Genomic DNA, 17,290 nt, shown 5'->3' with positions numbered 1-17,290 from the left:
TATTTATCTTATCAGAGGCTATGAGGGGGCCATTAACGGGAGGGAGTAGGTACCGCTGGAATCGCTTCACCAGGAGGGGTTGAGGGAGTAAATTCAGATTGACCGAACGGATCCGCAGTTGGCGCAGGGGTTGGCGTGGCAACTGGAGCCGGAGCTTGAGCAGGACTATCTTGAACCAGGTAAATGGCTTCTACTTGTCTAGGAGACTGAGGGAGCGCAACAAAGCGTCCTTCATCGATTAAGTAAGTAATGGTTTCGCCACGAAGGCTATTGCCTTTTTGCAACACATAAACGTCACCCGTAAGAATAATTCGACGTTCACGGCTATAGTATTGGGCTTGTGCAGCAGTTGCCTGAATTTGTCGAGATGGATAGTAAATTTGAACGTTGCCGCGGGCTGTAATCACTCCCGTCTTAGAATTCGCTTCTTGAATATCAGAGCGTAATGTTAGCGGACGGGCTGGGTCAGATTGCCCAGTTTGAGCATTCACCGCCTGAGAGCCGACTGGAGTAAAGCCAATCAGACCGTCCAAAAGCAGCGCTGCGGCAATGGTTGCAGGCGCGATCGCAAACAGCGCCAGATTACGAAAGGGAACCCTGAGAAGTTGGGAATGACGCATAGTACAAAAAAGACTATCCAAAAACGGTGACCTTGCTACAACCCTGTCTTAACATAGAGACCTCTGATTGTCGCAAAAAGTTTCTGCAAACTTTTTATTAACCATACCTTGGAGCTTTAACCTCCCCACAAATGGCTTCGTGGACAACAAAGCTATCCAGGATAATGAATTGCTGAACTGGTCCGCATGGCAATGACGGCAGCAAGCGACTGCCCAGTTCTACCATTTCAAGCGTCGAGCGTTAACCATGCGGTGGTGAGAACTGCTCATGGTGCCTCCCCTAGAGATGCCTCCAGCAGACACAGCTGAGCAACTGTATGTAAAAGTGGTCTTCGCGTATACCTTGCTTTGGCTAGCAACGGCTGCATCGAGCGCTAGCAGTGGCAGACAATGAAGCTGATTTCGGCACTGTGCAAGCTCTTGTGGAAGCTAGTGGTTGGGTGCTTGCCGCTCCAGCAATTAGCCAAGAAGATGAGACAGGTGTGTCACCATCGCCCTATCTTGGTTGAGAGGGCGTTTCCAGTCGGATTAACCGAGGCGACAGTCTCACGAGTTCAAGGTGCTGTAGCAGACTGTGAAAGGTTGGTTTAGTTCGATTTTAGTCCTGCTAGTCCTGCTGATTTTTGAGATAGCAAATCTCGATATGAGACTGATTCTGAGATGAGGACCTACAACTGTAGCAATCAGCAACGGAACAGGAACCATGACTTGAGAGTGCGAGGAAAAAGCAAAAAATTTTGCCAGTTGCTCAACAACCCGGTATCCTGCTAGAGGTCACTTTCTAGTTTCGATGTTTGTTTCGAGAAGTCTTTTTGATTTAGGTAGTAGGTACGCATGGGATCATCTCATCCATTAGTTGCTATAGGTGTGGGAGTTTTAGTCGCTTTATCTCACACGGCTGCGGGATATTCCCAGGAACACGATTTGAACCCCGTTACGGCTGCAAACGAACAATCTTCATCAGAAGCACATTCCGAAAAAGTTGACGAGTTGCCATCCAATCAGAGCGCGACGCAATCAAAGCGGGCGATCACGGTTTCAGCTAAATCAGCGAAATCGCAGCCGATAACTGAAAAGCCTAAGCCGAACACTCTGAACGTTCAGAAAAAAGCTACAGAATCGGCATTGTCACCAAAAAATAAGCCAGCCAATGACGCTAAACCAACTAATAAAATAGCGCAAGCAAATCCAGAAACCTCCGCTCCGGCTGCGGGCACCACTCCTGCCCCGCTGGTTCCGACCCTACCAATCAATTCGACAATACCAGTGCTGCCGTTTCAAAGCATTCCCATCGGTCCAGCAAAGCCAGGAATGCCCCCCGACTATCTCAACCCAAATCCCAATCCGCTCAGCTTTCCCACCAGACCAGAAGAAGTGAAATTGAGGGGAATTCAACCAATTACGTTGCAGCAAGCACTGGAGTTGGCAAAACGGAATAACCGCGACTTGCAACTCGCAAATGAGGTATTACAGCGAGTGCGTGCTTCGTTGCGGCAAGCCCAAGCAGCCCGTTATCCCACCATTGGCGCGAATGGGCAAATTTCACAAGCGCGATCGGCTTCTGGGCAGTTATCGCAAGGAGCGCAAACACGGGCACAACAAGCCCAGTCTACATCTGGGCAATCTACATCTGGCCAGTCTACATCTGGGCAATCTACATCTGGGCAATCTACATCTGGGCAATTGTCGCAAGGAGCGCAAACCCAGGTACAAGAGACTCAATCTACATCTGGGCAATTGTCGCAATCAGTGCAACAGCAAACTATATCCAACAGTCTTCGACAAGGCTCTAATGCTGATCAGCAATCCACCGTGCTCAACGGAACGGTGCAGGTAGGCTATGACATTTATACCTCTGGTCGTCGTCCAGCCCAAATTCGAGCGGCAGAACAGCAGGTGCGATCAGAAGAACTTCAGGTTGAGGTCACGCTACAACAGTTGCAGTTAGACATTTCCAATGCTTATTACAATCTTCAAGATGCTGATGAATCGGTGCGAATTCAGCAAGCGGCAGTCCGAAATGCACAAGCTAGTTTGAGAGATAGCGCTGCCCTAGAAAGGGCGGGCATTGGAACTCGGCTCGACTTGCTCCGGGCGCAAGTGCAACTTGCAAACTTTCAGCAATTATTGGTAACTTCCCTAGGAACTCAGCAGGTCCGTCGCCGTGAGCTTGCTCAGCTTTTGGCATTACCCCCCTACCTAAATCTTGCAGCAGCCGATCCTGTACAAATTGCTGGGGTGTGGGATATGTCTCTGGAGCAATCCATTGTGACAGCGTTTAAAAACCGGGCTGAGTTAGAACAGCAACTTGCTCAGAGAGCGTCCGCAGAACAACAGCGAAAGGCGGCATTAGCGTCTTTAGGTCCGACCGTTTCTTTCAACTTTCAATACAACATCTTGAATAATTTGAGAGATCAATTGGGTTTTGCCGATGGCTTCAGCACTGCGCTTGGGTTCCAGTGGAATTTCTTTGATGGCGGAGCGGCACAAGCACAGGCAAGCCAGCAGGATGCCAATATTGCCCAAGCTGAAACCAATTTTGCGAATACTCGCGAGAGAATTCAGCTTCAGGTTGAAACGGCTTACACTAATCTGGGAACCAACTTTTTAAATATTGGCACTAACCGACAAGCGTTAGACCAGGCAAGAGAAGCATTGCGACTGGCACGGCTGCGTTTTCAGGCAGGGGTAGGCACCCAAACTGAGGTGATCAACACTGAAAATGAATTGACTCGTGCAGAGGGCAATGTAGTCACTGCAATTTTGAATTACAACCGTGCTTTGGCATCGCTCAATCGCTCGGTGACAAATCTGCCAATTCCTGCGGGGTCAACGACTCCAACTCTGCCAAAAACGGTGACAAATTCTACTCTTCCTGAAGCTTCCCCTGCTCCGCTGCCCAGATAGTTGGCAAGATCGTTAATATGAGATGGCTAGACGCGATCTATTTAGTTACTTCAAATTAGTTACTTCAAACAGTTGGTTTCTTAAAGCATGAGGATGGGATGATGAATCAACGGACTCAACCTCTAAGGATGATGCCAAGCTGGTCGCGATCGCTGATGGTGTCAGGGCTAAGTCTAGCAAGTGTGCTGGGCATATTGGGCGGCACCTTACAGGCTCAAACCTCGGTGGAATCAGGCGATGCGACCGCCCCAATTGAATCTGCGCCGATTCTATCAGAGCCGCAGATGGCCCCAATTGAACCCGCACCCTTTGTGCCAGATCCCGCTCCCATCGAGTCAGTAGCTCCTGCAAACGAAGCCTATATCGACTCAACGGACTACGGCATTGGAGCAACAGAACGCACCAGCCCAGTTGCGGCATCTCCTGAAATGCCCCAGATTCGTTTACCCAATGCTTTAGAGTCGGTTCAAGCGGGACCCATCAGCATCGCTACCGAGAGCTTAGGAGTTGGTACGACCGCTTCACTCAAAGATTTCTATCAGCGCACTTTCCGTCCACCAGGGCGCTTAGGTAACGGCAATATTCAACTGGTTTTCCCCCTATCCCTGCCCGCCCCGATTACTTCTGCCTTTGGCTGGCGGGTTCATCCTTTGTTTGGTGCTACTCGACTTCACTCCGGCACTGACTTGGGCGCACCGATGGGAACCCCTGTGCTAGCTGCTTACGCGGGGCAGGTCGCCGTGGCAGACTTCTTGGGTGGATATGGGTTGGCAGTGGCACTGAACCATAACAAGGGCACTCAGCAATCGCTGTATGGTCACCTTTCCGAAATTTTCGTCAAACAAGGAGAACTGGTTAAACAAGGTGAAGTGATTGGGCGCGTTGGCAGTACAGGTAACTCGACTGGACCGCACCTGCACTTTGAGTTTCGCCAGTTGACTCCAGAAGGCTGGGTTGCCTTAGATTCCGGCGACCAGTTGGAATATGCTTTAGCCTCGTTAGTTAAAGCGTTGGATATTTCCCAAAAGGGAATTGCTGCCGCCAGTGATCTAAAAATATCCTATCGGGGCTTGGCAGGTGTTTCTGGTGAAATTGATTGGCAAAAGGCGAAAATCAAGAACGCGCCTAATCAGCTCAGCTCAACCGTTCCTTCATCAACATCCTTGCAATCGATCGCTCGCGACGAACAATAACCTGCCATGAGCGATGCAATTCAATGGACATCAGAGGCAGAAGCGCGATTAAAGGAAATTCCCTTTTTTGTGCGTCCTGCTGCCCGTAAGAAAATTGAAAAATTTGCTGGTGAGCGGGGAATTACCGAAATTACTGTTGAGGTTTACGAGCAGGCAAAACAGAAATTTGGTGAGAAATGACCGGCGATCACCTATCTGAATAAGCCGGGTTGGTCGCGTTGCCCCTCTCCACCCAGCGATGGGGGGTTTCCGGGTGTCGGCATTTCGGGCAGTGCTGGTGGGGCACGACGCGTAATGATGGCGTTAAACGAACCCGATTCCAGCACGCGATCGCCCTGCTTAATCTCGTAGGTAAAGTCATTTTTGCCGTCCGTCAGAACAAAGGCATCGCCATCATGTTTAGTCCCAAAGCCTAAAATCAGTTCTTCCGATATCCAGCCTTTGTCATAGGTGCGATTAGTGTAGGGGAATGGTTTTTGGTTCATGCCAGCGGTGATATTGCGAATGATCACCCGCAGATCTGGGGCAGGTGGCAGGCTGGGAGAAACAAACCAAGCACGGAAACCTTCTGCAACGGTGCCAACATTGCGAGTTTGAGAACCTGCAAACTCCAAACCTGCCTGCATCGGTGCTATTACCAAGGGTAGTTCGTTTAACTCGCGTGCGACTGCAACACTTTGCAGTTCATAGGCTACCGCTTTAGCAGGATAGCCCGATGCCCGGTATGCCAAACCCAGGTTCGTTAATGCCTGCCGCTGACTCTGACGATTTTTTAGTTCCCGCGCGATCACCAAATCCTGCTCCATTACTTCAATCGCCTTGGCATAATCGCCCTGACGATAATAAATGGCACCCAAATTATTTAAGGTATTGCCTTCACTGCGGCGATCGCGAATTTCTCTGGCAATTTGCAGACTCTGCTGATAAGCGGCGATCGCCTTTACCGAATCTTTCTGTTGAATCAAAACATTGCCCAAGAAATTTAGCACTTGAGCCATACTGGGGCGATCATTCAATTCTCGATAAATTACCAACGCTGTTTGAGTAGACTCCAGAGCGGCGGCAAACTGCTTCAATTGATACTGTTGCCGTCCTTGGTCGTAAAGCTGACTAGCGACGATGCTACGAGGCTGTGCTGGCTGTGCTTGGGCTTGGGCACCTTCAGCAGCCGGGAACGTCTCGGTCGCACCTGAGATCGCCATCCCACTGAATAACCAACTGATGACGAGTACACCGGAAAAATTTAGAAATGGACGCATAGCGGATGCCTTTTTGACAAATTACTAGCCTTCAAATTGTTGAATAGCTTCGACCAAATGATCAATCTCCGATTCGAGGGTGAAGTAGTGAACACAGACCCGCACACAGTCAGGATTGAGAATCGTGCGAATCACAATCGTGCGGGCTTCCAGAAACCGAACAAGCTGCGCGTGGGATTTACCCGGTAGCTGAAAAGGAACTAAACCCGCTTGCGGAGGGCTGGTTTGCAAGCAAGTAACTCCTGGCGTTTCAGTTAGTTTTTGCCAGAGCGATTGACTTAACCGCCGAAGGCGCTGGTAGCGATCGTACGCGGTGCCAAATTGATGATGCAGAGCGATCGCTTCCCGCAACCCCGCATAAAGTGGATAGGCCGAAGTTGCCATTTCATAGCGTCGTCCATCAGGTTTCCATCCGGCAGGCATTCCAGCAGCGTCATTCGTAATACTGCGCCAGCCAATGAAGGTGGGATGCAGGCTTTTCATTGCTTCAGGGCTAATATATAAGCCGCCTAGTCCTTCCGGTCCGCACCACCACTTGTGTCCTGTAAACGCATAGAAATCCACCTTCGTCTCTGGCAAGTTTAAGGACAACACACCAACCGATTGCGCCGCATCCACCAATACGCGCACCGGGCGAGAGATGGAATAGCTATGGCAAGCCGCAACAATCTCTGCCAAAGGCAACACCTGCCCAGTATTCCAAAGAATGTGGCTCAGCACAACCAGGCGAGTGCTGGGGCGTAAATGACTAGCAACGACTGCAACAGGATCACCCTGATTTAAAGTTGCCTGCAACGGACAAGTCGTAACTTCGACTCCAAAGCGACGAGCAATTTCTTGCGTAGCAGCAATAATACCGGGATGTTCGCAGTCGGACAATAGAAGATGATCCCCTAAACGCCAATCGATACCCCATAATGCGATGTTGCATCCCGCAGAAACATTTTCGGTGAGGGTGATGGTCGCCGGGGAAGCCCCCAATTCTTGAGCGATCGCCCGCCGGGTCGCATCCCCTTCATGCGTCACCCAGGCATTAGCGCTATTAGAAAAAGGTCCTGCTGCTTGAATCTTTTGATAAGACCGGACAATCGCCTCCAGCGCCATTTGCGGCATGGCTCCCTGCCCACCGTAATTGAAATAGAATTTATTGCGCAGGGCTGGAAGCTCTTGTCGTAGGGCTTCAATTGATAGTGAAGGATTGGAAATGCCCGTCATAAAGTGCCACGACTAGAAAAATTTAAGAGCTACTAATTGTTTATGTTACAGGGCAAGGAATTGAGAGAGTTGGGAGAAATCATAAGATTTTTTAGCACTCTCCATCGTAGAGTGCTAAATTCAACTTAAAGAACTGTGAAGGTGAGTATGGTAAAGATTGTTGTCTTTAATGAAGAATCTCGGCAAGCGCTAGAGCGCGGCGTCAATGCACTGGCGGATGCAGTGCGCGTTACCTTGGGTCCCAAAGGACGTAACGTGCTGCTAGAGAAGAAATATGGTGCGCCCCAGATTGTGAACGATGGCATCACGATCGCCAAAGAAATCGAACTGGAAGACCCGCTCGAAAATACAGGTGCCCGCTTACTTCAGGAAGTAGCTTCCAAAACAAAAGATCTTGCAGGCGATGGCACGACGACTGCCACCGTGTTGGCACAAGCAATGATCCACGAAGGCTTGAAAAACGTCGCTGCTGGCACCAATCCGGTTGCGTTGCGACGCGGCATTGAAAAGGCAATCGCCAAACTGTTGGAAGAGATTAAAGCGATCGCCCGCCCTGTTGAAGGCAAGGAAATTGCCCAAGTTGCCACCGTATCTTCGGGAAATGACGAAGAAGTGGGAGCCATGATTGCCGCTGCTATGGAAAAAGTGGGCAAAGATGGCGTGATAACCGTGGAAGAATCGAAATCTCTGGCAACCGAGATGGAAATTGTGGAAGGGATGCAGATTGATCGCGGATACCTTTCTCCCTATTTCGTTACCGATTCGGAACGCATGATCGCTGAATATGAGAACATGCTGATCTTGTTGGTGGATAAAAAGATTAGCTCAGTGCAAGAACTGGTGCCCGTGCTAGAGAAAGTGGCACGAGCCGGTCAGCCGCTCTTGGTGATTGCCGAAGATATTGAAGGTGAAGCTCTTGCGACCTTGGTGGTCAACCGTTTGCGGGGCGTGTTGTCGATCGCGGCGATTAAAGCCCCTGGATTTGGCGATCGACGCAAAGCCATGCTGCAAGATATTGCCGTGCTCACAGGCGGTCAGTTGATTTCCGAAGAAATTGGCTTAAACCTCGACACTGCCACCCTTGAAATGTTGGGTAAAGCTCGCAAAATCACCATCACCAAAGACACCACCACCATCGTGTCAGATGTTGCAAACTCGGCTGACATTGATAAGCGCGTTGCTCAGCTACGTCAAGAACTGGAGCGGACTGATTCAGACTACGACAAAGAAAAGACCCAAGAACGCATTGCCAAACTATCCGGTGGCGTAGCAGTCATTAAAGTCGGTGCTGCAACCGAAACCGAACTCAAAGATCGCAAACTCCGAATTGAAGATGCCCTCAATGCCACTAAAGCAGCGGTGGAAGAAGGAATCGTACCCGGTGGTGGCGTGACCTTGATTCACCTAGCTTCTAAAATCAATGAGATTAAGGGCAGTTTGACCGCAGAAGAGCAAATTGGTGCGGATATCGTCAGTAAAGCCTTAGAAGCTCCTTTACGCCAAATTGCGGACAACTCTGGAGTGGAAGGCTCGGTGATTGTTGAGAAAGTTCGTGAAATGACCTTTCCTATGGGATACAACGCCCTGACAAACACCTTTGAAGATATGATTGCGGCTGGAATTGTAGATCCTGCAAAAGTGGTGAGATCGGCGTTACAAGATGCAGGCTCGATTGCTGGCATGGTCATCACTACCGAAGCCTTGATTGTCGAGAAACCAGAGAAGAAATCTGCTGGTGGCGGCGCTCCTGATGGCGGCATGGGCGGCATGGGCGGCATGGGCGGCATGGGCGGCATGGGTGGCATGGGCGGCATGGGTGGCATGGGCATGATGTAATCTATACATAGTCCGCAACAAGAAACCCCAGCCATGGCTGGGGTTTCTTGTTAAAGAGCCTTCTTAGGTACTTACTGAGCGTAGTTAAAGTCTCGATTAGAAGACCGTGACGGGTCAAACCCTTCATTTCGAACGCGGCGACGCAAATCACCCGGATCAGGAGAAGCTTTGACCGCTTCATCAGGGCTGATTTTGCCCAGCAATACCAGATCGCATAGCACTTGGTTCATGATCTGCATTCCATCATTGGCACCTGTTTCCATTAACTGGAACGCTTCAGATTCATTGCCCTTCACTAGAAAATCCTGCATGGCAGCGGTATTCACTAAAATCTCGTGAGCAGCCGTTCGCCGTCCATCCGTGGTAGGAATCAACATCTGAGCAATGATCGAAACCAGCGATTCGGTAATTTGAATCCTCATCGTGGTTTGCTCGTCTGGATTGTAGATATTTAATAGGCGATTGAGGGTATTAATCGCGCTCCGGGTATGCAGCGTTCCCAGCACAAGGTGACCTGTTTGAGCCGCTTTGAGAGCCGTATCCACAGTGACGCGATCGCGCATTTCCCCAATCAAAATCACATCGGGATCTTCTCGCAGCACCGCCCGTAAGCCATTTTGAAACTCCAGCGTATGCAACCCCACTTCTCGTTGACTGATCAAGCACTTTTGAGACGCATGGACATACTCAATTGGGTCTTCAATTGTCACAATGTGGCGGCTAGACGTTTCATTCATGTAGCGGAGCATTGCTGCCAGCGTCGTCGATTTTCCTGAGCCTGTCGGTCCAGTAACCAAAATCAGACCTTGAGATTGAGTCGATAAATGCTTGAGGACTTCTGGCAATCCCAACCCGTCAATTGAGGGCACATCTAGCGAGATTAACCGCAAAACGATCGCGCCACCTGTCAACGAATCAAAGCAGTTAACCCGGCAGCGCACCAACCCTGGATAGAAAACTGCTGTATCTAGCTCTTTTGTTTGAGCAAAAAGCTCACGCTGATGAGGATTCAAAACCTCAGATAAGTACTGCTCAAATAGTTGAGGAGTGACTTTTATTTGATCTCGCAGCAGTACCATCTGTCCTTGAATACGAAATCGCGGAGGTTCTCCTACCCGAATATGGATATCCGATGCCTGACGCGCGTGGGCATCTCGAACCATTTGCTCAATTGAGTTCGTTGCTTTGATAGTAGCGGAGGCTGAAGCAGGGGGTGGCGGAGGTACAGGAGATGAACTCTCGTTGAATCGAGGGGTCATGGAACTAGTCATTGGTATCTCCCTTGTAAATCACTCGTCGGGCAAGACAATCAAGCGATAGTGACAGGTTTGGTGCAGACGCACCACTGTAAACTAGCCAAAAGGCTTTAAAACGCTCAAAAAGACTGTAAAACTACGAATATGAATATTTTAAATTTCGATAATCTTCATTGTATCGACTATCTCGATCTCCGCTCTAATCTTTGAAGAGTATGCCGATAGAAGGATTTTCAGTCTAAGCAGTGGACTGAATCGGCAACGCCCAGAAATAGCTGATGTATAGTAGTCTGTGAGAAATACAGCAACCGATGGAGCTGTATGACGTAGATGCATCCCAAAGTTATTGTGAAGCGTAGCATTATCTGGTTAGCTCTGCGATCGCCCAAGAAGATTTTAGGTTGGCTAGAAACTCACTGGGTTACTCCTGCTTACAGTGGTGGGCTTTTAGGTGGGTTATCTATCTTTTTCTTTGTGGCGGCAACTAACACCCTATCCGGTTGGCTGTATGTCATGAGCGGAGTGGGACTGGCACTGTTGGCGATCGCAGCCATTTTGCCCGAACGTACCCTACGCCAAATATCTGTGCGTCGAGCGCCCATCCATCCAGTCAGCGCAGGCGATCAGATTACCGTGGAGTTGATGATAGAAAACCAGAGCAGCCAGCCTAAAATGCTGTTGCAAGTGGAAGATCTACTACCAGATGCATTGGGCAAACCAGTGATTCACTCGATCGAAGAAATTGCGCCCAATCGCGCCCATCACTGGATCCACTCTCAAACAGTTGAGAAACGCGGTATTTATCGCTGGCAAAGCGTTTATCTTCGCACAGCCGCACCTCTGGGTTTATTTTGGTGCCGGCGCTCCCGTATTGCCAAGGCGATCGCGATCGTTTACCCAACAGTATTGCCACTGACTCACTGCCCCCTGATTGATGAAATGGGACGCGATCAAAGTTTGCTGTTGAACAGCGATCGCCGCGCTCAAACTGCCTCCGAGGGACTGACCCGATCCCTGCGTCCCTACCGTTGGGGTGATCCGATTCGCATGGTGCATTGGCGCACCAGCGCCCGCTATGGTGAATTGCGCGTTCGAGAACTAGAGACGTTTACAGGCGGACAGGAGCTTGTGATTTGCTTGGATACTTCATTTGCTTGGCTTCCTTCTGCTAACTCCACCCAGAATGATTTTGAGCAAGCCGTGATTGCTGCGGCTTCTTTATACTTTTATGCCTGCCGTCAAAGCCTACAGGTGCAGCTATGGACGGCAAGCACTGGTTTGATTCAAGGTAATCACGTGGTATTGGAAACCCTTGCAGAAACGCGATCGGGCGAATCACTTCAGGCAAGCAGCCTACCCACCAGTCCTTTTCTATGGTTAACCCAAAACCCCGACAGTCTTAGCACCTTACCGTCTGGTAGCCGCTGGATTTTGTGGCAGGCGATCGCCCATCCTGACCCGGCAACCTCTCAAAATCTGGCTGTGCAACGTAATCCTGGCATTCTGGTGAAACCTGATCAACCTCTCCAGATGCAACTTCAATTGCCAGCTAATCAATAAACTTGAACAAGCGACGAAGGTAAGGAGACACGCAGATGGAAGAAATTCCTGATGAATTTTGGACTGGGGTTGATCAGTTTAATCAGCAACAATACTATGCCTGCCATGACACATTAGAAGCATTGTGGATTGAAGCTGAGCAAGCAGACAAAGGATTTTATCAAGGAATTTTACAAGTTGCCGTTGGGCTTTACCATCTGAGCAATGAAAATTGGCGTGGAGCCGTCATTCTAATGGGGGAAGGCCTCAATCGCCTGCATTCCTACCAGCCTTCCTATGCTGAAGTAGATATAGAAAGTTTTATCCTACATACCTCTCATTTGCACAAGTGGCTACAGCAGCTAGGAGCCGAACAGGTCGCGATCGCGCTCCAACAGCTTAACTATGGTTCTGATGCCACTGCCGCAAACTCAGACCGGATACTGCCTACGCTGCAAAAAATTAACTTAGAAAAGTTAGGACTCACGCAAAAGCCATGTTGAGGGACGGATTTTTGAGTTGCTGATACAGAAGTCATCGAGTACATTTTCCCGATTTGATCTTAGATTTATCCAGAACCTTTCCCACAAAAATCACGAATTAAGCCAGCTTGCTTCCGCTTGGTTGTCCCATTGATTTTTGAGAATCGCCTAGCAGATATCCGGAAAATAAAGATCTCAAAGAGAGCTTGGGAATCCTCTTATTAACGAGAGACAAGCTAACGAGAGACAAGCTTTGGTGAACTGACTATGTTGCAGGCACAGATTCTACAAGAGCGGTATCAACTTAAGCAACAGCTAGGGCACAATGACGATCGCCACATTTGGCTGGCTGTAGACCTGACCACTCAACCGCCTCAGCCTGTTGTTGTGAAACTGCTCTCGTTTGACGCATCCATGAAATGGGACAACTTTGATTTATTTGAGCGAGAAATCGCGGTTCTCAAAGCGCTGAACCATGCCAAAATTCCCCGTTATCGAGATTCGTTTTCGATCAATCGCTCTGAGAACCTCACCTGGTTTGCCCTGGTCGAAGACTATATTCCTGGGCGATCGCTAAGTCAACTGCTTCAGCAGGGCAAACATTTTACCGCCACTCAAATTCGTCAAGTTGCCATTCAAGTGCTGCTGATTTTGATCGATTTGCATGAACGGGAAACCGCGATTGTGCATCGAGATATTAAACCCAGTAATTTGATTTGGGGAGACGATCGCGAGATTTATTTGATTGACTTTGGGGCAGTGCAACAGCATCACGCGGAGGGAGCAGATTTGACGATTGTGGGCACCAGTGGCTATGCGCCGCCCGAACAGTTTTATGGACGTGCCGTTGCTGCTTCTGATTTATATGCGTTGGGGGCGACGTTGATTCATTTACTCACGGGAGTTTGTCCGGCTGATCTGCCGCAAAAAGATCTGCGAATTCAATTTCGCGATCGCGTTTCGATTTCGCCCAGCTTTGCTCACTGGATCGACACATTAACCGCGCCTGACGTGGGCGATCGCTTTCAAACGGCTCGTCAAGCACTCAAAGCACTACAAACTTCAGCAAAGAGCGTTGAAAAATTAGCCTTACCTCGCCCGGTCAACAGCCAAATTCAGCTTGATAAATCGGACTCGCAATTGAAAATTCGCCTACCCGGAATCGGCATATCTGGGAACACGCTGAGTCTTTTTCTAATGCAATTTAATGCGTTGGGCCTGGTTTTATTTGGCATTCTCTATTGGCTAATGCCTGCATTTCAAGCTGCACACAAAATTCAGCCCGAAGAAGCGCGCGGGTTTGCCACCTTCATCAGCATTCTGATTGCAATCCCTTGGTTGATGACGTTTCACACGGTGATGATTCAATTTTGGGAAGCGTGGCAACCGAATCAACTCATCTTTGATCAAGCAGCAAGAAAAGTGAAATTCCCTGTCCATCCAGTCTTGATGCTTTTTATCCTACTCTTGATTGCCCTGTTTATTGTGCCGATTATTTTAGTCCTTATGCCTTTGATCGCACTCTTGATCGTGTTCACATTAATGACCCCTCGGCAAGCTTTAGAGCAACCCTACGAGTCTCTTCAGGTGTCTGACTTTAGATTGGAGTGGCGATCGCTGGGGGTGCGGTGGCGACAAAAACAGGGAGTGCGGGAGCACATTCAAGACGTGACGGCAAGTGTGCAGGCATTAGAACACAAATCCTGGTTTCGTAAAAGACCCCGCGAAGTCCCAATCGTCCTGATTCAGGTGGGTCAGCAGCGACTCTCATTTGCTGCGCGATGCACTGAAGCTGAATGTGTCTGGTTAGCCCAGGAAATCAAAGATTGGTTGAATTCAAAACGGTAGAAGTGCAGATTTTGTTCGCTTCTAAAATCAAAAATTCGTTCAACTTAAACCGCATAGGAGTATGCAGTGATGCAGCCAGGACAAGTTTTACAGCAACGCTATCAGCTTGAGAAACGGCTGGGGCAAAACAACGCCAGAGAAACCTGGTTAGCCAACGACTTAGCCAGTCAGCCAGCCGAACAGGTTGTTGTCAAATTACTCGCTCAAAATCCAGAGTGGCAAGATATTCAACTGCTTGAACGAGAAGCCACTGTGCTCAAAAACTTGCGGCATCCCAAGATTCCTCGCTATCGAGATGCATTTTCGCTGGACTCACAAAATGCTGAAGGGTATTGGTTTGGCTTGGTGCAGACTTACGTTCCGGGCGTGACGCTGCGATCGCTGCTCGATCATCACCAGTGCTTGACTGAAAAACAGGCGCGGGCGATCGCCACGCAAGTGTTGCAAATTTTAATCCACCTACACGAACTCAATCCGCCTGTTTTGCATCGAGATATCAAACCCAGTAATCTGCTGTTGGGTGACGACAAGCAGGTTTATTTGATTGACTTTGGCACCGTGCAAAATCGCGCGAAACGAGAGCGAACAACCATGACGGTTGTGGGTACTTATGGCTACACCTCATTAGAACAATATCGAGGTCAGACTGTTCCGGCTTCTGATCTGTTTTCATTGGGGACATCATTAGTTCATTTGCTCACAGGCGTTGCTCCCAATGATTTACCCACAAAACAGTTGCGAATTCAGTTTGCCGATGATGAAGGGAATCTGCTCGGTAATCACGCGCCAATTTCGCCCCAATTTCGCCGCTGGTTAGAAACGCTGACTCAACCTGCGGTAGAAAATCGGTTTGGGAGCGCTCGTCAAGCTTTGGAAGCGTTGCAGACGGGGAGAAGTAGCCCGATCGCACTGCTTTCTCAACCTGCGGGGAGTCGAATTCGATTACAAGCATTGCCCCAGGAATTAATCATCAAAGTTCCAGCATTGGCACCGTCAAAAAGCACGATCGCTCTATCGCTACTCGGAGTACTAGCCTTTGGAGGGCTGCTAGCCTCTCTGACGATGCTTTTTCTAAAATCTGACATCAGGTTCCATTACCGCTTCGATCCGCTCTACATTGTTGCGGTGACAGTGTGGCTGGCGTGGCTGGTAATGGCGCTCTCCTGGCTAAAAGCGATTTATGCTTACACAAAATATCAAAAAGTTCGGATTGACAAAACTCAATTTTTGCTAGAGTGGTGGTCTTTGACAGGGCGCTATCGTCGGCAACAGGGGCAGGTTAAAGACATTCAAGAAGTAAAACAGAGCGTGCAATTTGCACCTGCAAGATCGCTGCGCCTCAAAACAGGCAAAACTGAACTGGAGATGGTGACGATCGCCACGGCACAACAACCCTACAATCTGGCGATCGGCTACACCGCCGCAGAATGCACCTGGCTAACTCAGGAAATTAACAACTGGCTGCAAGATCTGCCAACTGCCCAGTTGGCTAAAAAATCGCCTCCTGCTGAACTCACCAAGACAGCCAAACCGCTTAACGAAAAACGAGTCCATCAGTCAGTACAGAGTCAAGTAAGAGTAAAGCAAGAACGGGAAAAGGGTGATAGTCGTGCCTCTCAACCTACGCCTTCAAAAAGACAATCTATAATTACCAGAATTTTACTTTTCTTTGTAGCGGCGATCGGCACCGCGTTTCGGAGTGAGCCAGCACAAGGTCAACCGCAAATGCAGCAAGCCTGGGAAGACGGGGGTGATCAGCCAATGCCTCAAAGAAAACAATCCTTAATCGTCAATGCTGTAATCTCTTTACTATTGGCTGGGGTAGGAATCGTTGCTACGTTTTGGAGCGAACCCTTCCTTAATTTTGTGCAAGACTCGCCTCAACTCAGTTTTTTTCACCCCAAAACCACATCTCCGCGACTTACCCAATCTACTAATCTTTCTCCTTCGCTGCGTCCGCTCCCGCTTGCTGCTAAACAGGGAAATCTCCAGCAAGTGAATCATCTCATCAAAACGGGTGCCGATATTAGCGGAAAAGAGGGCGCAAATGCGTTTCTCCAAGCGGCACGAGGCAACCACACAACGATCATGCAAGTGTTGTTGCAGAAAGGAGTTAACCCCAACGCTAGAAACAGCAGTCTACTGTTGAGAAATGTCATGCGGGAAAACAACGCGATCGCTGTTAAGCTGCTCCTCAAAGCGGGTGCCAATCCTAACGCTACCGATGGTAATACCGATTCTATTCTGCTTGAATCGCTGCTAGGCAATCCATACATCGGCTTTCTATCTTGGGATTATCAGCTAAATCGGTTTCCCATCGTTGGCGAAACTCGGGTTGAGGTTGTCAAAGCCTTGATTGAAGCAGGCGCAGATCCCAAAGATCGCGATCGCTCGAATGGCACCAACGTTTTGATGTTAGCGGCGGGTCAGGGACACACCGATTTGGTGAAACTGTTAATTCAAAAAGGAGCCAACGTTAACAGCCCCAACGCCTATGGTGACACTCCATTAATGTATGCGGCTCGGAGAGGGTCGATCTCGGCGGTCAAAGTTTTGCTAGAAAATAAAGCGAAAGTGAATGCTCCGGCTCCCAATCCCTATCATCGCCGCACGCCATTGATGTATGCGGTTAAAAGTGGCGTGATCGAAATTGTCAAGCTGCTTTTAGCAAAGGGTGCGGATGTTAATGCTTTCACGAACGAGCGCGATATTGCATCTGGAAGAATTCGCTACTTCAAAAGCACGGTTTTGGATCACGCTTTACAAATTGGAGATCCAAACATTACCGCTTTGTTAAAGAAATCTGGAGCAAAATTTTATTTGCAATTGCCTCAACCGTGAGCGATCGCAGTTCCGTTTCCAATTTTTTGGGGCGATCGCGTCACAAGCAGCATTCTTCGTTGCGTTAAGAGATGTGATGCAGTTTGAAGTAAGTCGCAATGATTGTGGTGTTTGCGGTCTTATTTGCTTTCGTGATGTTGCAAAGCCGATAATTGTGCCCAATCTTGGTCTAGATTTAAGGACATTGGTGTACTTCATTGTTGCCCGATAATATAGCATTGCACCGGACGAGTTTAAGTTTGTAACGCTTCGTTCAAGTCATTCCGTCGCCAGTGAACTCTGCGATTAGACTGC

13 protein-coding genes are annotated in these 17,290 nt (G+C 49.1%); 9 read left to right on the top strand and 4 right to left on the bottom strand.

Annotation, left to right across the window (positions count from 1 at the left end):
• Positions 1–32: 32 nt before the first annotated feature.
• Positions 33–620, bottom strand: a complete 588-nt coding sequence (locus tag JOY44_RS10740; protein WP_171573546.1) for an LptA/OstA family protein — start codon at positions 618–620, stop codon at positions 33–35.
• A 380-nt stretch (positions 621–1,000) separates the two neighbouring features.
• On the opposite strand from JOY44_RS10740, the gene JOY44_RS32360 reads away from it, so the two are divergent.
• The 4 genes from JOY44_RS32360 (at position 1,001) to JOY44_RS10725 (ending at position 4,900) form a co-directional block, all read left to right on the top strand.
• Positions 1,001–1,129, top strand: coding sequence for a hypothetical protein (locus JOY44_RS32360; RefSeq protein WP_281063291.1), 129 nt, complete (start codon positions 1,001–1,003; stop codon positions 1,127–1,129).
• A 325-nt stretch (positions 1,130–1,454) separates the two neighbouring features.
• A complete protein-coding gene (locus tag JOY44_RS10735) occupies positions 1,455–3,527 on the top strand; it encodes a TolC family protein (protein WP_171573545.1) in 2,073 nt (690 codons plus the stop codon).
• 98 nt (positions 3,528–3,625) lie between these two features.
• Positions 3,626–4,720: a M23 family metallopeptidase gene (locus tag JOY44_RS32355; protein WP_171573544.1), complete on the top strand. Its 1,095-nt coding sequence runs from the start codon at positions 3,626–3,628 to the stop codon at positions 4,718–4,720.
• A gap of 6 nt (positions 4,721–4,726) precedes the next feature.
• The gene (locus tag JOY44_RS10725; protein ID WP_171573543.1) at positions 4,727–4,900 is read left to right on the top strand and encodes a PCP reductase family protein; all 174 of its coding nucleotides are present in this window, start codon (positions 4,727–4,729) and stop codon (positions 4,898–4,900) included.
• Positions 4,901–4,911: 11 nt separating this feature from the next.
• Here the strand turns inward: JOY44_RS10725 and JOY44_RS10720 are convergent, their stop codons facing one another.
• The gene (locus JOY44_RS10720; RefSeq protein ID WP_171573542.1) at positions 4,912–5,979 is read right to left on the bottom strand and encodes a tetratricopeptide repeat protein; all 1,068 of its coding nucleotides are present in this window, start codon (positions 5,977–5,979) and stop codon (positions 4,912–4,914) included.
• A 24-nt stretch (positions 5,980–6,003) separates the two neighbouring features.
• Positions 6,004–7,194 (bottom strand): aminotransferase class V-fold PLP-dependent enzyme, encoded by a 1,191-nt coding sequence (locus tag JOY44_RS10715; protein ID WP_171573541.1) that lies wholly within the window; start codon positions 7,192–7,194, stop codon positions 6,004–6,006.
• Positions 7,195–7,341: 147 nt separating this feature from the next.
• On the opposite strand from JOY44_RS10715, the gene groL reads away from it, so the two are divergent.
• Positions 7,342–9,030, top strand: coding sequence for a chaperonin GroEL (gene groL / locus JOY44_RS10710; protein WP_171573540.1), 1,689 nt, complete (start codon positions 7,342–7,344; stop codon positions 9,028–9,030).
• A 71-nt stretch (positions 9,031–9,101) separates the two neighbouring features.
• Here the strand turns inward: groL and JOY44_RS10705 are convergent, their stop codons facing one another.
• Complete coding sequence (locus JOY44_RS10705; protein ID WP_171573539.1) at positions 9,102–10,301, bottom strand: type IV pilus twitching motility protein PilT; 1,200 nt, start codon at positions 10,299–10,301, stop codon at positions 9,102–9,104.
• A gap of 315 nt (positions 10,302–10,616) precedes the next feature.
• Between JOY44_RS10705 and JOY44_RS10700 the strand changes: the two genes are divergently transcribed.
• The 4 genes from JOY44_RS10700 (at position 10,617) to JOY44_RS10685 (ending at position 16,996) form a co-directional block, all read left to right on the top strand.
• Positions 10,617–11,846 (top strand): DUF58 domain-containing protein, encoded by a 1,230-nt coding sequence (locus JOY44_RS10700; protein ID WP_171573538.1) that lies wholly within the window; start codon positions 10,617–10,619, stop codon positions 11,844–11,846.
• A gap of 35 nt (positions 11,847–11,881) precedes the next feature.
• Positions 11,882–12,328, top strand: coding sequence for a DUF309 domain-containing protein (locus tag JOY44_RS10695; protein ID WP_171573537.1), 447 nt, complete (start codon positions 11,882–11,884; stop codon positions 12,326–12,328).
• Between the two features lie 246 nt (positions 12,329–12,574).
• A complete protein-coding gene (locus JOY44_RS10690; RefSeq protein ID WP_171573536.1) occupies positions 12,575–14,155 on the top strand; it encodes a serine/threonine protein kinase in 1,581 nt (526 codons plus the stop codon).
• Between the two features lie 69 nt (positions 14,156–14,224).
• The gene (locus JOY44_RS10685; protein WP_171573535.1) at positions 14,225–16,996 is read left to right on the top strand and encodes an ankyrin repeat domain-containing protein; all 2,772 of its coding nucleotides are present in this window, start codon (positions 14,225–14,227) and stop codon (positions 16,994–16,996) included.
• The last annotated feature ends 294 nt before the right edge of the window (positions 16,997–17,290 follow it).

It is taken from the genome of Leptolyngbya sp. Cla-17, from assembly GCF_016807185.1.
Classification (GTDB): Bacteria; Cyanobacteriota; Cyanobacteriia; order Leptolyngbyales; family Leptolyngbyaceae; genus ULC077BIN1.
This window is presented reverse-complemented; position numbering and strand designations above follow the sequence as displayed.

What these genes read in the sequence shown, in the direction of transcription:
- JOY44_RS10740 (WP_171573546.1), bottom strand. Translation starts at nt 620, where the DNA reads ATGCGTCATTCCCAACTTCTCAGGGTTCCCTTTCGTAATCTGGCGCTG.
- JOY44_RS10735 (WP_171573545.1), top strand. Translation starts at nt 1,455, where the DNA reads ATGGGATCATCTCATCCATTAGTTGCTATAGGTGTGGGAGTTTTAGTC.
- JOY44_RS32355 (WP_171573544.1), top strand. Translation starts at nt 3,626, where the DNA reads ATGATGAATCAACGGACTCAACCTCTAAGGATGATGCCAAGCTGGTCG.
- JOY44_RS10725 (WP_171573543.1), top strand. Translation starts at nt 4,727, where the DNA reads ATGAGCGATGCAATTCAATGGACATCAGAGGCAGAAGCGCGATTAAAG.
- JOY44_RS10720 (WP_171573542.1), bottom strand. Translation starts at nt 5,979, where the DNA reads ATGCGTCCATTTCTAAATTTTTCCGGTGTACTCGTCATCAGTTGGTTA.
- JOY44_RS10715 (WP_171573541.1), bottom strand. Translation starts at nt 7,194, where the DNA reads ATGACGGGCATTTCCAATCCTTCACTATCAATTGAAGCCCTACGACAA.
- groL (WP_171573540.1), top strand. Translation starts at nt 7,342, where the DNA reads ATGGTAAAGATTGTTGTCTTTAATGAAGAATCTCGGCAAGCGCTAGAG.
- JOY44_RS10705 (WP_171573539.1), bottom strand. Translation starts at nt 10,301, where the DNA reads ATGACTAGTTCCATGACCCCTCGATTCAACGAGAGTTCATCTCCTGTA.
- JOY44_RS10700 (WP_171573538.1), top strand. Translation starts at nt 10,617, where the DNA reads ATGCATCCCAAAGTTATTGTGAAGCGTAGCATTATCTGGTTAGCTCTG.
- JOY44_RS10695 (WP_171573537.1), top strand. Translation starts at nt 11,882, where the DNA reads ATGGAAGAAATTCCTGATGAATTTTGGACTGGGGTTGATCAGTTTAAT.
- JOY44_RS10690 (WP_171573536.1), top strand. Translation starts at nt 12,575, where the DNA reads ATGTTGCAGGCACAGATTCTACAAGAGCGGTATCAACTTAAGCAACAG.
- JOY44_RS10685 (WP_171573535.1), top strand. Translation starts at nt 14,225, where the DNA reads ATGCAGCCAGGACAAGTTTTACAGCAACGCTATCAGCTTGAGAAACGG.